At 71.1% G+C, this 14,539-nt stretch carries 12 protein-coding genes, 1 tRNA gene, 1 other RNA gene and 1 pseudogene; 4 read left to right on the top strand and 11 right to left on the bottom strand.

Annotated features, from left to right (window positions below):
• Nucleotides 1-48: 48 nt before the first annotated feature.
• The gene (locus H9I38_RS08085) at nt 49-327 is read left to right on the top strand and encodes a hypothetical protein (RefSeq protein WP_226338278.1); all 279 of its coding nucleotides are present in this window, start codon (nt 49-51) and stop codon (nt 325-327) included.
• A gap of 34 nt (nt 328-361) precedes the next feature.
• Here H9I38_RS08085 and H9I38_RS08080 read toward each other — a convergent pair whose 3' ends face one another.
• Entirely contained in the window at nt 362-994 is a 633-nt protein-coding gene (locus tag H9I38_RS08080) for a type IV toxin-antitoxin system AbiEi family antitoxin domain-containing protein (RefSeq protein WP_226338277.1), read from the bottom strand.
• Between the two features lie 14 nt (nt 995-1,008).
• A complete protein-coding gene (locus H9I38_RS08075) occupies nt 1,009-1,965 on the bottom strand; it encodes a 3-methyladenine DNA glycosylase (protein WP_226338276.1) in 957 nt (318 codons plus the stop codon).
• A 91-nt stretch (nt 1,966-2,056) separates the two neighbouring features.
• On the opposite strand from H9I38_RS08075, the gene H9I38_RS08070 reads away from it, so the two are divergent.
• Entirely contained in the window at nt 2,057-2,317 is a 261-nt protein-coding gene (locus H9I38_RS08070) for a hypothetical protein (protein ID WP_226338275.1), read from the top strand.
• 28 nt (nt 2,318-2,345) lie between these two features.
• On the opposite strand, the gene H9I38_RS08065 is transcribed toward H9I38_RS08070, so the two are convergent.
• A complete protein-coding gene (locus H9I38_RS08065; RefSeq protein WP_226338274.1) occupies nt 2,346-3,632 on the bottom strand; it encodes an aspartate kinase in 1,287 nt (428 codons plus the stop codon).
• A gap of 232 nt (nt 3,633-3,864) precedes the next feature.
• On the opposite strand from H9I38_RS08065, the gene H9I38_RS08060 reads away from it, so the two are divergent.
• Nucleotides 3,865-4,341, top strand: coding sequence for a pyridoxamine 5'-phosphate oxidase family protein (locus tag H9I38_RS08060; protein WP_226338273.1), 477 nt, complete (start codon nt 3,865-3,867; stop codon nt 4,339-4,341).
• Nucleotides 4,342-4,371: 30 nt separating this feature from the next.
• On the opposite strand, the gene recR is transcribed toward H9I38_RS08060, so the two are convergent.
• The 4 genes from recR to ffs form a co-directional block, all read right to left on the bottom strand.
• A complete protein-coding gene (recR, locus tag H9I38_RS08055; RefSeq protein WP_226338272.1) occupies nt 4,372-4,971 on the bottom strand; it encodes a recombination mediator RecR in 600 nt (199 codons plus the stop codon).
• 3 nt (nt 4,972-4,974) lie between these two features.
• Nucleotides 4,975-8,613: a DNA polymerase III subunit gamma and tau gene (locus tag H9I38_RS08050; RefSeq protein WP_226338271.1), complete on the bottom strand. Its 3,639-nt coding sequence runs from the start codon at nt 8,611-8,613 to the stop codon at nt 4,975-4,977.
• An 87-nt stretch (nt 8,614-8,700) separates the two neighbouring features.
• Nucleotides 8,701-9,639, bottom strand: a complete 939-nt coding sequence (gene gluQRS / locus H9I38_RS08045; protein ID WP_226338270.1) for a tRNA glutamyl-Q(34) synthetase GluQRS — start codon at nt 9,637-9,639, stop codon at nt 8,701-8,703.
• Between the two features lie 61 nt (nt 9,640-9,700).
• Nucleotides 9,701-9,797: signal recognition particle sRNA small type (ffs, locus tag H9I38_RS08040), an RNA gene on the bottom strand.
• Between the two features lie 123 nt (nt 9,798-9,920).
• Between ffs and H9I38_RS08035 the strand changes: the two genes are divergently transcribed.
• A tRNA-Ser gene (locus tag H9I38_RS08035) sits at nt 9,921-10,005 on the top strand.
• Nucleotides 10,006-10,163: 158 nt separating this feature from the next.
• On the opposite strand, the gene H9I38_RS08030 is transcribed toward H9I38_RS08035, so the two are convergent.
• From H9I38_RS08030 to H9I38_RS08015, 4 genes and pseudogenes are all read right to left on the bottom strand, one after another.
• The gene (locus H9I38_RS08030; protein WP_226338269.1) at nt 10,164-11,648 is read right to left on the bottom strand and encodes an Ig-like domain-containing protein; all 1,485 of its coding nucleotides are present in this window, start codon (nt 11,646-11,648) and stop codon (nt 10,164-10,166) included.
• 35 nt (nt 11,649-11,683) lie between these two features.
• Complete coding sequence (locus H9I38_RS08025) at nt 11,684-13,120, bottom strand: Ig-like domain-containing protein (RefSeq protein WP_226338268.1); 1,437 nt, start codon at nt 13,118-13,120, stop codon at nt 11,684-11,686.
• 74 nt (nt 13,121-13,194) lie between these two features.
• Nucleotides 13,195-14,283: a glycosyltransferase gene (locus H9I38_RS08020; protein WP_226338267.1), complete on the bottom strand. Its 1,089-nt coding sequence runs from the start codon at nt 14,281-14,283 to the stop codon at nt 13,195-13,197.
• A gap of 44 nt (nt 14,284-14,327) precedes the next feature.
• Nucleotides 14,328-14,539, bottom strand: a pseudogene (locus tag H9I38_RS08015) (LamG domain-containing protein); the annotation flags it as partial.

The raw sequence follows: 14,539 nt of genomic DNA, 5'->3' as shown, positions 1-14,539 counted from the left end.
TGGAAGCCCGGTCTGACTCGGGCGGGTCCGGTCATGCAGAATGGCGGCATGACGCATCAGAACGGATCCGCTGACCATGTGCACGCCGACCACCTGAACGCCGACCCGCTCCAGGCTCCGCCGTCCAACGGCCACGCGGCGCGCATCGCCGCGGCCCGCCAGGCCTCCCGTCCGGACGGCGGCCTCCGCGAGTCCTACACCCCCGGCTCCCAGCAGGCCTCGGTCCTGCCCCTGGTCCTCGGAGCCGCCGTCTTCGCCGGCCTCGGCGCCCTGGCGGCCCGGGCCGTCCGCGGCCGGCGCGGCGACGTCATCGCGGCGAAGCGGTAGGGTCTGACGCCGACCGGGGCAGACCGGCCGCCGGTCAGGCGATGCCGGGCGGTCGTCGAGTGAGAATGAAGTACTCGGCCGCCTCTGCAGAGAGGTAGCCGGACGCGTATCGAGTGAGGGCCCGTCGAATCGTCTCGACGTCGAGCTCGAGCCCGCGATCTCTGGCGTCCCACACCGCAGCCCCGACGTGCTCAGGCTCGTACGGCTCTTCGAGCAGGTCGACGATGGTTCGCGTGGGGGTGGTGACAGGCAGCCCCTTCACGATGGTGATGTCATCCGTCGTGAGCGGGGACGTGCGTGTCTCGATGTCACATGCGCGGCTCTTCTTCCCTGCAGGGACGAAGAACGAATGCTTGTGTACAACGAGATCCCCGATTTCGAGATGCTCGGCTGCGGACTCAGCCCGAAGGACGCCGAGCTCGGGACCAGCCAGCCGCTCGCTCATCGTCATGTGCGGGTAGAGGGAAAGCCAGGCAGCCTTGACGTCTTCGAGGTAGTCGAAAGGGGCCGCCTCGTGGACGTAGACGCCGCGGCGCAGTCTTCTGAGGTCTCCGCGTCGTGAGAGGCTCAGGATCTGATCTGTGCTCAGGCCGATGCGGCGTGCCTGTGCGGTGGTGACGATGCCGCCTTGACGGCTGCAGAGACTCAGGAAATCTCGATAGCTCACGTGAGAGCGACCTTTCAGGGGTTGGATGTGAGGGCGGACGGCGGCACCTCTGCCAACCGCTCCAGCACCCGCTCCCTGAGGTCCTGGGCCTCCCGCATGAATCCCTGCTGGCGCCGCACGTACTCGGCGCGGCCGGCGGGGGTCTCGATGCGGATGGGCTCGTAGCCCCATCCCGCAAGGTCGTACGGGGCCGCCTGCATGTCCATCGCGCGGATGCGGAAGGCCAGCTCGAAGGCCTCGAACACGATCTCGCTCGGCAGCAGCGGCACGAGCTTGTAGACCCACTTGTAGACGTCCATGTTCGCGTGGAGGCAACCGGGCTGCTCGAGGTCCCGCTGGGTCTCCCGGGTCGGCTGGATCTCGTTGAGCGGCCCGGCTTCCGGGGCGTAGAAGCGGAACGCGTCGAAGTGGGTGCAGGCGATCCGCGACTCCTCGACCACCGCGTCCGTGCCCTCGGCTCCGAGCCGCAGGTCCAGGTACTCTTGGCGGTGGCCGTTGGTCTCCGACTTGTAGGCCATGGCCCACTCGTGGAGGCCGAAGCATCCGAGCCTCGCCGGCCGCTCCAGGGTCCGCTGCAGGATCATGCGCGCGAACTCCAGGGCCGGGCCCCGCTTCTCGAGGAAAGCGTCGAGGTCGGCCGTCGCCGTCGTCGTGCCCTCCGGGAGGCCGAGGGCCTCCCGTTCCCCGCCCGAGAGCTCCCGGTAGAGCTTCCAGCGCAGCTGTTCGCGCGCGATCCGGCCGGTGACGACGACGCCGGCGCCCGGGTGCCACCGCCGCAGCTGGGCGGGGGTGAGGGTGTAGTAGGTGAAGAGGAAGTCGTTGACGGGGTGCTTCTCGCCGCGGTGGCGCCGCTCGAGGAAGGGCTGCGCGTAGGCGTCCACGGCCTGTTCGTGGGCGGACTTGCGGCGGAGGGCCTCGTCGGCGGACAGCACAGTGAGTCCGCGGGCAGTCGCGGCGGGGGTGCTGGCCATGGGCGGACTCCTCTCAGGATGCGGACGGGACGAGATGTGCGGGGCGGAAGAGACCCTTTGGTTCCCGAAGCGTTGGCTTTAGAATTCTCCCATGGGCAACAATTCGACGTCTCAGGATGCGGGCCGTTCCCGCGGGCAGCGCAGCTTCGCACAGAAGTTCATGGATGCCACGGGAAAGCTCCGCATGTTCTTCGGGCCGGCGGAGTCCAGCTCCCGGGACCACGAGATGACCGAGGAGAACAAGCGCTCCCTCGCCGAGATGCAGGCGCAGACGGAGGCGCAGTACGAGACGGTCCGCCGCCCGGACGGCAGCACCTACCTCATCCCGAAGCGGCCGGACGCAGGCCAGTAGGCCCCTCGGGCTTCGGGGCCCGAGCCCTCTAGCGGCCCGTGCCGCCGTAGACGGTGGCCACGGAGTCCGCGTCCAGGTCGAACGCCGTGTGGACGGCGCGCACAGCCGTGTCCAGCTTGTCCGCCGCGGTGACGATCGAGATGCGGATCTCCGACGTGGAGATCATGTCCACGTTGACGCCCGCCTTGTGCAGGGCCTCGAAGAACGTGAAGGAGACGCCCGGGTTGGAGCGCATGCCGGCGCCGATGAGGGAGAGCTTGCCGATGTGCTCGTCGAAGTCGATGGACTCGAAGCCCACGTTCTCCTGAGCAGCCTCGAGCGCGGCCATCGCCGCCGCGGACTCCGTGATGGGCACCGTGAAGGAGATGTCCGTCTTCCCCGAGCCCTTCGTGGAGATGTTCTGGACGATCATGTCGATGTTGGACTGCGCCTTGGCGATGATGCCGAAGATCTGCGCCGCCTTGCCGGGGATGTCCGGGACGCCGACCACGGTGACCTTGGCCTCGGAGCGGTCATGCGCAACGCCGGAGATGATGGGCTGTTCCAAGGGCTCTCCCTTTTCGATGGTGATCGTGTCGTCTGGATTGGGGATGACCCACGTCCCCTCGTGGTCCGAGAAGCTCGAGCGGACGTGGAGCGGGACGCCGAACCGGCGCGCGTACTCCACGCTGCGCAGGTGCAGGACCTTGGCGCCGGAGGCGGCGAGCTCGAGCATCTCCTCGCTCGAGATCCGGTCGATCTTCTTGGCCGAGGCCACCACGCGGGGGTCCGCGGTGTAGACGCCGTCCACGTCCGTGTAGATCTCGCACACGTCCGCGTTGAGCGAGGCGGCGAGGGCCACAGCCGTGGTGTCCGAGCCGCCGCGGCCGAGCGTGGTGATGTCCCTGCTCTGCGGGCTCATGCCCTGGAACCCGGCCACGATGGCGATGTTGCCCTCGTCCAGCGTGGTCTGCAGGCGGTGCGGGGAGACCTCCACGATCCGGGCACGGCCGTGGAACGCGTCCGTCATGAGGCCGGCCTGAGAGCCGGTGAAGGACTGGGCGCGGGCGCCCAGCGAGTCGATGGCCATGGCGAGGAGGCTCATGGAGATGCGCTCGCCTGCGGAGAGGAGGATGTCCATCTCACGGGCCGGGGCGTCCTCGGTGATCTGCGCGGCGAGGTCCAGGAGCTCGTCCGTGGTGTCTCCCATTGCGGAGACCACGACGACGACCTGGTTGCCCGCGTTCGCGGTGGCGACGACCCGCCGGGCGACACGCGTGATTCCCGCGGCGTCCGCCACGGACGATCCGCCGAACTTCTGGACGATGAGGCTCACACTGGTTCCTTCTGAGACTGGAGGTGGCGGTTCCATGCTATCGGCGCTCCCTGTGGCGGCCGCACAGGCCGGTCTGCCGTCCGCGATGTGGGCGGCTGGGCGGTGGCGCTCTGCTCGTAAAAAGGGGGTCGAGAGCAGAGGGCAGAAGGTCTAGGTTGTGGGGACGGGCCGCAGGGAGACTGGGCCCGTGTTTGACACCCGTGAAAGCGATACCGGAAAGCAGGGAACACACATGACCGAGATCTCTCAGAAGCAGGTTGTCGAGATCATGCGCGGCGAGCGGTTCGTCATGCTGACCTCCGTGGCCGAGGACGGCAGTCTCCACAGCCATCCGATGGTCCCGCAGGAGGTCACGGACGACGCCGACGTCTGGTTCTTCGTGGGGCTCCAGGGCGAGCAGGCGGACGCGCTGCGCACTCACCCCGAGGTGAACCTCGCCTTCGCCGAGACGGGGTCCTGGCTGTCCGTGGCGGGGCGCATCCGCTTCGTGGAGGACCGCGCCAAGGTGGACGAGCTCTGGAACAAGGGTGCCGAGGCCTGGTTCGAGGGCGGCAAGGAGGACCCCAACCTGGGTCTGGCCGTCTTCGAGAGCGAGTCGGCCCAGTTCTGGGGCCAGCCGGGCGGCAAGGCCGCCGCGCTCGCGAGCATGGTCAAGTCCCGCGTGACGGGCCAGCGGCCCTCGGGCGAGAGCGCGACGACGGAGCTCTGACGCCGCGCTCCTGAGGCTGGCCGCTGACGGCTAGCCGCTGATGGTGAGGCGGCCTTCGAATGCGCGGCCGAGGGTGACCTCGTCCGCGTATTCGAGGTCCCCGCCCACGGGCAGGCCGGAGGCGAGGCGGGAGACCTTGATGTCCAGCGTGGACATGAGCCGGGCGAGGTACGTGGACGTGGCCTCGCCCTCGAGGTTGGGGTCCATGGCCAGGATGACCTCTTGGACGCGCTCGTCCGAGAGACGCGTGAGCAGCTCGCGGATGTGGAGCTGGTCCGGGCCCACTCCGCCGATCGGATTGATGGAGCCTCCCAGCACGTGGTACTTGCCCCGGTAGGTCCGGGTCCGCTCGATGACCGCCACGTCCTTGGACTCCTCGACCACGCAGATCTTGTCGTCCTCCCGCTTCGGGTCCGCACAGATGGCGCAGAGCTCCGACTCGGTGATGTTGAAGCACACCTCGCAGAAGCGGATCTTCTGCTTGACGGTGGTGATGGCCTGAGCGAGCTTCTCCATGTCCCCGCGGTCCGCGTCGAGGATGTGGAACGCGAGCCGCTGGGCGGACTTGGGGCCGACGCCGGGCAGGCGCCCGAGCTCGTCGATGAGGTCTTGGACTGCGCCTTCGTACATGTCCTATGCGATCCCGTCTGCTGGTCGTTCGGCTTCCAGGCGGCCTCCGAGGATCCTCTCGATGGCCGCCCGGCCGTGCATGGATGACGCTTCGAGCATCTCGTCGTCGTCGCTGGCGACGTCCTCCACCTGCGGCCGTGCAGGGGCATGGGCGGCGGCCTCCTGCGCCCAGCGCTGGGCGATCCGGGCGGCCTTGGCCTCCTGTGCGGCCACGAGCCTGTCGAACCGGATGCGGCTGCCGTTGCCGGAGCCGTTCTCGGAGGCAGGGGCCCCGCCGGGCTGGCCCGAGCCCTCGCGGCCCTGAGCTTCTGCAGGCTGCCCGTGGCCCGCTTGGCTGGCCTGGCCGGCCGGGGAGGGGGCTGAGCCCGGGGTGCCGAACGTCTCGCGCTGGTCCGAGGACGCCGCGCGCTGCGCGGCCTGACGAGCTCGCTCGACGGCGCTCATGCGGCGCTGCGGGCTCCGCTCTCCGCCGCTGGAGCCGGTGTCCTGGGGAACGCCGGGCTCTGCGTTGGGGCTCTCCTCGCTGGCCGGTTCGCGTCCGCTGGACGGGGCCTGCTGGGCCGCCGGATGGGCATCCCCGCGCGGCTCCGACGCGATCGCCCACGCGGCTCCGTCTCCGCCGGGGGCGGGAATGGAGTCCAGCTCCTCCGGAGAGAGCCACTCGGGGGCGCTGCCGGCGGGTGCGGCGTTGTCAGGCGACCCGTTCGCGGGAGCATCCGGGGAGGGCGCACCGGGCGACGGTGCACCGGCCGACGGCGCGCTGGGGGCGGGCGCCGCAGATTCGGGCTCCTGCGATGGCCTCGGCGCGGCCTCCTCCTGCCCGTGAGCGCGATGCTCGGAGGGCGAGGACGAGCGGGAGGGGGCGTGTGAGGGCGCCTGCGCGGGCTCGTCCTCGAAGGGCGTGGAGGAGTCCGGGAAGGAGTAGTCCACGTTCTCCGGGACGTTCTCCCAGGCGGTGGACTCGGGCATCTCCTGCGGCGCGTAGGGGTCCTCGAAGTACGAGTCCTCCTCCGGGATGGGCTCGCGGGCGTCCCAGGGGCTGCGCTGCGGAGCAGCCTGAGCGTTCGGCTGAGGCGCCTGCTGCGGGGCGCGCTGCGGGCCAGGCTGCTGGCCCGGCCGGGGTCCCTGCTGCTGGCCGCGAGGCGAGCCTCCCTGCGCGCTGCCCTGAGCGGTGCCCTGCGGGGACTGCTGTCGTCCGGCACCGCCGGCGGGCCGTTCCGGACGCCCCGGCTGTTCCGGCGTGGGACGGGACTGCCCCTGAGGTGGGCGGCCGGAGCTCTGCTGCGCTCGGCCCTGGTCATCCCTGCGGCGCTCTCCCTGCTCCGGAGCGCGCGGGGGCTGGGACGAGTTCTGCGTGAGCCCTGAACGCTGTTCAGCCGCCGAAGACGGGCGACTTTCCTCCTTGCGGTCAGCGGCCGGGGCCGCCTGGGCTTTTGGGCCGGCATCACCGCCGTGGTGAATGGGCGTGATGGTCACCTGGATGCCGAGCGCCTGGTGGATGGCCTGGGCCAGGTTCTCCTGATGGGAGGCGTTGAACCCTCGCTCTGCGCCTGCGGCCGGGAAGCCGACGACGACGTTGTCGCCCGAGACGTCCACCACGTGGGACTGCTGGGCGAAGATCGCCGTGGCGCGGCGGATGCCCCGGAGCTTCTCCAGGATGTCCGGCCAAGCACGCCGCAGCATGTCCACCTTCTGGCGCGAGCTCGGCTCCTGGCCGCGCTTCGAGGAGCTGACCGGCTGCGGCTCCTGGCCCTGTCCCGGCCGCTGGGCCGGGGCGTCCGAGGGGGCGGGCTCACGGTCGGCTGGCCCCTGCGGGGCGTCCGGGCGAGGCTGCTCCTGGCGCGGCTGCTGCTGGGGCGGGCGCCCGGCCGGCTGGCCCGAGGGCTGCTGAGACTGCTGGCGGGGCGGCTGCTGCTGCGGCGCCGAGTGCTGGGCGCTCGGCCGCTGAGCGTCTGCGCTCTCTGCCTGGGGACGCTGCGATGCCGGCTCCTCGGCGGGTGCCTGACGGCGGTCTCCCTGGCCGGAGGCGGGCGCTGAAGCCGTCTCGGCCGGAGAGGGCTCGGCCACCGCGGGCCATCCGCCCCAGTCCCGCGCGGAGGAGTCCTCGGCCGGGGCGGGGGCAGGCGGGGCCGCAGACGCGGAGGTCCGCTGGGCGGAAGGGGACTGTGCCTGAGGCTGGGCGGGCTGCTCCGGGCGAGACTCGGGCTCCGGACGCGACCCGGGCTGTGGCGTCTGCCCGGGCTGGGCCTCGGGCTGCGGCCGCGGGGCGTCCTCGGCACGGCCCTGGCTGCGCTCACGGGACGAGCGCAGGGCCTCGCGCGCAGCCGCTGCGCCGCTCAGGCCGGCCCGCGCTCCAGACTGTGCAGATTGGGGCTGAGCCGACTGCGAGGGCGCGGAGGGGGCCTGTCCCGGCTGGGCCTGTCCGGACTGGGCCTGCGGGGCTCCGGCCTGCGCTGGGCCGGAGGAGGCCGGAGCGCCGTCGAACTCAAGACGCCGCTCCACGCGCTCGAGGCGGGCCGCGAGGGAGCTCTGAGTCTCCTCCGCCGCGGGGAGGAGCATCCGCGCGCACATGAGCTCGAGGTGCAGACGGGGGCTCGTGGCGCCCGTCATGTCCGTGAGCGCCGCGTTGACCACGTCCGCGGCCCGGGAGAGCTCCGAGGGGCCGAGCTGCGAGGCCTGGGCGGACAGGCGCTCCAGCTGGTCCCCGGACATCCCCTGCAGGACGGAGGCGGCGTTCTCCGGCACGGCCTTGACGATGATGAGGTCCCGGAAGCGCTCGAGCAGGTCCTCCACGAAGCGCCGCGGATCCTGGCCGGTCTGGATGACGCGGTCCACCGCGCGGAAGACCGAGCCGGAGTCATGGGCGGCGAAGGCCTCGATGACGTCGTCGAGCAGAGCGGCGTGCGTGTAGCCGAGCAGGGCCACGGCGCGCTCGTAGGTGACGCCCTCGGCGGATGCGCCTGCGATGAGCTGGTCCAGGACGGAGAGCGTGTCACGGACCGAGCCGGCGCCTGCGCGAATGGCGAGCGGCAGCACGCCCGGCTCGATCTGCACGCCCTCCTGCTCGCAGAGCTGGCCGAGGTAGTTCTGCAGGGTCTCCGGCGGGACGAGCCGGAACGGGTAGTGGTGCGTGCGGGAGCGGATGGTCCCGATGACCTTGTCCGGCTCCGTGGTGGCGAAGATGAAGAGGATGTGCTCCGGCGGCTCCTCCACGATCTTGAGGAGCGCGTTGAAGCCGGCCGACGTGACCATGTGGGCCTCGTCGATGATGAAGATCTTGTAGCGGTCCCGCGCCGGCGCGAACGTGGCGCGCTCCCGCAGGTCACGGGCGTCATCCACGCCGCCGTGGCTCGCCGCGTCGATCTCGATGACGTCAATGGACCCCGGCCCGCCCTGGGCGAGGTCCCGGCAGGACTCGCACTCCCCGCACGGGGTGGCCGTGGGGCCCTGCGCGCAGTTGAGGCAGCGCGCCAGGATGCGGGCGCTCGTGGTCTTGCCGCAGCCGCGCGGACCGGAGAACAGATACGCGTGGTTGACCCGGTTCCTGGCCAGGGCGGCCTTGAGCGGCTCCGTCACGTGGTCCTGGCCGATGACGGCCTCGAACGTGTCCGGGCGATAGCGGCGGTACAGGGCTTGAGTCACAGTGAAACCCTATCGCGAGGGACGCGGCGGAGATCAGGGGATCAGCCGAACGTGGACAACTTTGCGCACGGGTTTCCCCACAGGGTCTCAGGCGGTGAACACCCACGGCTCGCGCGGCACCCGACTGGGGGTGAAGACGTCGAGCGCCTGCTCGAGCGTCCGGGGGCCTCCGGGAAGCTGGAGAGAGTCCAGGATGAGCCCGACGACGGCCTCGGTGCTGCCCAGCCGCTCGGACAGCTGGCGCAGCGTGACGGCGCCGTCGCGCTTGGCGAGCCGCCTGCCCTCCGCGTTGAGGGCGAGGGGGACATGCGCGTAGGACGGCACGGGCAGGCCCAGGACGCCGGCGAGCCAGGCCTGGCGGCCGGCGGAGTCGAGGAGGTCGTCGCCGCGCACCACCTGGTCCACGCCGGTGAAGGCGTCGTCGACGACGCTGACGAGGTTGTAGGCGAAGGCGCCGTCGTTCCGCTGGACCACGAAGTCGTCCACGGGGGTCTCGGTGCGGCCGCAGAGCTCGTCGTCGACCGCCCAGGTCCGCACGTCCGCGGCGATGCGCAGCGCAGGCCGACGCCCCTGCTCGGCGAGGCGCTCGCGGCGGCGCTCCCGCTCGGACGCGGACAGGTCCCGGCACGTCCCGGGGTAGAGGGCCGGCGCGTGGGCGCCCGGGCCGCCGTTCGGGGCGCTCGCGGCCTCCTCGATCGCGGCCGCGATCTCCTTGCGGGAGCAGAAGCACTCGTAGAGCAGGCCGCGGCGGTCGAGGCTCTGGAGGGCCTCGGCATAGCGTCCCTGCTCCTCGGACTGGCGGAGCAGCGGGGGATCGAAGGTCACGCCGACGGCGGCCAGGTCTTCCCGCTGGATCTCCTCGGAGCCGGCTCGGACGCGGTCCAGGTCCTCGACGCGCAGGAGGAACCCGCGTCCGCTCGAACGGGCGAAGAGCCAGGCGAGCATCGCGGTGCGGAGGTTGCCCACGTGGAACTCGCCCGTGGGGCTCGGGGCGAAGCGGCCGGCGCCGTTCGAGGAATCAGTCACCGCTCCAGCGTACGGAATGCCCGTCCTGGGGGGGGGGGGGGGGAGAAAGCCGACGGGGCATGAAAAAGACCCCCCGCGCACCTACCAGAGCCCGCCTACCCTTGCTACCTTCCGGTCCTGGGGGAGTTCAGCAGGATGGCACCACGCGGGGAGCCGGATTCCATCGTAGCCGAGTCGGAGAGGCGGTGTCACACCGGGACGGGATCCGCCGGCGATTGGCTTCCGGGGCGCCTCTCGGGTACAGTTGTTCGAGCTGTCCGGCTCGGCCGAGCAGCAGCCAAGGAGGATTCGCCTAGCGGCCTATGGCGCACGCCTGGAACGCGTGTTGGGTTCACGCCCTCGGGGGTTCAAATCCCCCATCCTCCGCCGAGAAAGCCCCGGTTCCGCGAGATGCGGACCGGGGCTTTTCCGTGTTCGGACGCCGTTGAGGCGGCTCCCCGAGGGGCGGGCAGCCGGGCTGGACATCCGGGAAGAGGGAACAGGGGCTCCGCAGCGGCAGCAAGGCCGCTGCGGAGCCCCTCGCGTCAGCCGTTGCGGCGGCGGACGATGAAGGCGACCGCTCCGGCGGCGACGACGGCGGCTGCGGCCGCGAGGGCGCCGATCCAGGTGCGCTGGCGGGCCTCGGCCTGGGCGTGGGCGCCGGTGTCGGCCCCGGTGACGCCGTAGGAGCCGGGGGCAGAGGATGGGGCCGTGCCCGTTCCGCTCGAGCCTGTGGTCCCGGTGCCGTTGGATCCGCTGCTGCTGGAACCTGGTGCGGGCGTCGTCGACTGCGAGGGGGACGGGGCCGGGTTCGCGGGGCTCGGCGTGGAGCCCGGGGCTGTCGGGGTCGGCGAGGCCGCCGGCGTGGTCGGGGTCGGGGAGCCGGTGGGCGAGCCGCTCGGCGAGGGCGAGGTGGGGCTGGCGGTCGCCGTCGGGCTCGGGGCCGGGGTCGGCGGGGTGGTGGCTCCGGCGGGGACGGTGATGGTGACGGTGGCCGTCGTCGTGTGGCCGTCTCGATCGTCGGTGATCGTGTAGGTGAAGGTGTCCGTGCCGGAGAAGCCGGGGGCGGGGGTGTAGGTGTAGGTGCCGTCGTTGTTGTAGACCGCGGTGCCGTGGAGCGGGGCCGTGTTGGACGTGATGGCACCCTGCGCTGTGACGCCGATGGTGTCGTTGGCGGTGGCCTTGACGGTCACGGGGGTGTTCTGGGGTGTGGTGGCGGCGTCGTCGGCTGCGAGTGAGGGTCGGTAGACGATGATGTTCTGCAGGGCCGTCGCCTCGCACCCGTGGACGTTCTGGTCCACAAGCGAGCCGCCGTCCAGGCACTCCTTGATGAGATCCCGGGAGATGGTGGTCAACCCGAAATCCCAGGTCCAGGCGTACGTGGGGAGATTCTCAGATGTTGCCACAGCGGGGACAGCCAGAGCGTACGTGTAGTGCAGCACGACGGAGTCCTCCCCGTCCGGAACCACTCCGGTGTAGTCGTACTGCAGCGTGCGCAGATCCGCCTGAGGAGTGAGCGAGTTCGCCTGCTCCGGGGCCGTCGAGAGCCAGTCGTTGGAGACACCGGTGCCAGGGCTGATCCCGCCAGTGCAGATCGGGCCGCCGACGTGGTTCCTGAGGCTCGGGCTCAGGAACTGGAGATGGTTGAACGCTGGGACCGGAGTGAGGGGAGTGAGGGTTCCTGGCCGGGCCGGCGCGTAGGCATCGGTCAGCTGTGCCACGGGCCGTGCCCCGAAGTAGCTGGTGGCTTCATGAGTGCCGACCCATTGGGGTTCGCCCGGGAACACCGGCTGCATGGGACCGCCGGAGGTGAACCGTCCGCAGACACAGTCCGCGCCTCGTCCGTCGAGCTCGCTAGTCCAGTACGTCTGGGTGCCTGGCTGTGCTGCGTTTCCGGTCGGCGCCGGTGCCGGGTCCGTGGTGGCGTCGGCCAGCGCGGCCGGTGCGGCCAGGGTCACGAGTCCGACGCCCAGAGAAGTGGCGGCGAGCGCGCTGCGGGCCTGCGAGAGCAGGCGGGGAGAGGAGGTCATGGGGATTCCTTTGAGGCGGACTCGGGCGTCTGGGGTCAGCCGTTGCGGCGGCGGACGAGGAAGGCGATGGCTCCGGCGGCGACGACGGCGGCTGCGGCCGCGAGGGCGCCGATCCAGGTGCGCTGGCGGGACTCGGCCTGGGCTTTGGCGCCGGTGTCGGCACCGGCGACGCCGTAGGAGCCCGGGTCAGAGGAGGGTGCCGTGCTCGTGGCACCGGGGCCGGTGACGCCGGTGCCGGAGTTCCCGGAGCCTGGGCTGCCCGGCGTGGTGGTGCCGGGTCCGGGCGCCTGCGACGAGGCAGGCGCCGGGGTGGCGGGCTTCGCGGAGCCTGGGGTGTTCGGAGCCGGGCTTGCCGTGGGCGATCCGGTGGGTGTGCCGCTCGGGGTCGGTGCCGGCGAGGTCGGGGCGGCGGTCGTCGTCGGGCTCGGGGCGGGGGTCGGCGCCGTCGTCGGTCCGGCCGGGACGGTGATGGTGACGGTCGCCGTCGTCGTGTGGCCGTCGCGCTTGTCGGTGATCGTGTACGTGAAGGTGTCCGTGCCGGAGAAGCCGGTGTTGGGGGTGTAGGTGTAGGTGCCGTCGTTGTTGTAGACCACCGTGCCGTGGGAGGGTGCGGTGTTGCCGGAGACGGCGCCCTGGGCCACGACGCCGATGGTGTCGTTGCCGGTGACCTTGACCGTGACGGGGGTGTTCTGGGGCGTGGTGGCGGCGTCGTCGACGGCCAGGGAGGGCCGGTAGACGATGATGTTCTGCAGCCCGACAGCCTGGCATCCGTGGATGTTCTGGTCGACGAGCGAGCCGCCGTCGTGGCACTCGGTGAACGGGTCCCAGGTCGTCGTAGTTCCCACGGCGGCGCTGCCGTTGGCGACGGCTGGCACAGAGACGTTGTAGAGGAGCCGCACGGTGGCCGAGTCCGTGCCGGCGGGGAGGTAGTCCCGCAGCCGGTATTCGACCGTCCGCCCGTCAGCTCCGGGGAAGAACTGCTCCGGCTGAGGCCAGCTGCTCGCGGGGACGGAGTACGCGTCGGTGTTGACGCAGATCGGCCACGCCCCGGTCTTCTCCTGGCTGAAGACGAGTCCCCCGAACGCTCCCACCTGGGGGAGGGGGTTGATGGAGCCGTCGGACGCGGGGACGTACTTGTCCGTGAGCTGGGCGGTGGGCATGACGCCTGGAACGCCCGTGAAGGCCGAGATCGCGCCGATCCACTCCGGGCCTTGCGGGAAGACGGGGGACATCGGCCCGCCGTAGAGGAACTGGCCGCAAGCGCAGTCGGACATCTGGGTGGAGTAGTTGCCCGACTTGTAGGTCTGTGTGCCGTTGTCCGCGCCCTGCGGCTCGGGAACGGGGGCGGGAGCGCTGGAGGCGGAAGGGGCGGCCAGCGCAGCCGGGGCGCCGAGGGCGACGGCGCCCACGCCGAGCGAAGCGGCGGCGAGGACGGTACGGGCGTGCGAGAGGATGCGGGGCGAGGGCGACATGGCGTCTCCGAGGGGATGGGGCTGCGGAGACGGATCCCGGCGCAGCAAAGGGGATCAGGTGAAATGAATACTAGTCAAGAAATGTGGTCTGGCCAACCCTTCACGGTGTCCAGAATCGCCTGTGGGGCATCCGGGTCCGCGAGGAGGGCGGCGCGGGCCTCGGCGAACTCCCGCGCCCGCCCGGTGGCGTGGAGAGCCCGGGCCGTCTCGAAACGGGCCTCCGCGCGTGCGGCAGGGCGGACGAACATGAACTCGCTCGGGTGCGCAGGCGCAGAGGAGATGAGGCGCTCGAGCTCGAGGACCGCCTCGAAGCGGCGCGTCTCCACGAGCCGGCGGTACAGGACCGCTCTGGCCTCGAACCGGCCGGGCCGGAGGGTGCAGGCCTGAAGGAGGGCGTCCTCGACGGCGGCGTCGGGCATCCCCGCGAGCTCCAGCTGCTCCGCCAGGTGGAAGTGGGAGATGTACGACGACTCGCTCTCGGGGTCCGTCTCCAAGGCGATCGCCTTGCGGTACTCGCGGACGCTCTCCCTGTGGTTCCCCAGAACCCGATGCGTTCCCGCCAGATAGTAGTGGGTGACCGGGTCGTCGGGATTGTCCTCGAGGTCCAGGGCCAGCAGGCGCAGGTCCCGCTCGAACTTGTCGGAGCGGGAGCCGCCCGTGGCGAAGTGAAGCGCCTCCGTGGCGGAGAAGCGCAGGTCCGGGTTGCCCGACGGATGCACGGCGAGCTCGTGGGTGCGGTATTTGTACCGCCACCCGCGGCCAGTGCGGAAGACGCGGACCTGCCAGTACGTCTCGGTGTCCCCGATCCGCACCGCAAGGCCGTCCACGGACTCCTGCGGGTGGACCTCCTCGATCTCCCTGCGCAGCAGATCGGCCCGGTCCCAGGCCATGTCAGCGTCGAGGATGACCATCCAGTCGCACGTGGGCTCCGCGAGGTCGAGCAGGACGTTGCGGGTGCTGGCGAAGTCCGTGAACGGCGCCTCGTGGAGGAACCCGGGGTGCTCGGCCGTGTACTCGCGGAGCAGGTCCTGGGTGCCGTCCGTGCTGCCGGTGTCGAGGACCACCCAGTGGTCGGCGACGGGCTGCAGCGAGCGCAGGGCGTCCAGCACCACGTGGTGCTCGTTTTTGACCATGAGGATCGCGGCGACGACGGGCTTCTCCATGGCTCCAGTGTGCCTCACCGCCTGCCCGGGTCCGGCGGGAGGGGTCAGATTCCGGCCTGGTAGTGCTGGAGCACCTCTGTGGCCGTGAGCGGGCGGTTGTACGCGGCGGCGTACTGCATGTTGCCGGCGAAGCACTCGTTGGCACGGGCCGGCGCTTCGGGGAAGTTCGTCAGCTGCATGCAGCCGATGCGGAAGAAGCCGTTGATGTTGCCCGGCGTGGGCCCGGCCGGAGTGCTGGCCACGGCCTTGCCGTCCA

It is taken from the genome of Arthrobacter sp. UM1 (assembly GCF_020483305.1).
Classification (GTDB): domain Bacteria; phylum Actinomycetota; class Actinomycetes; order Actinomycetales; family Micrococcaceae; genus Falsarthrobacter.
The sequence above is the reverse complement of the archived record's forward strand: the minus strand, read 5'-3'. Positions and strand labels throughout refer to the sequence as shown.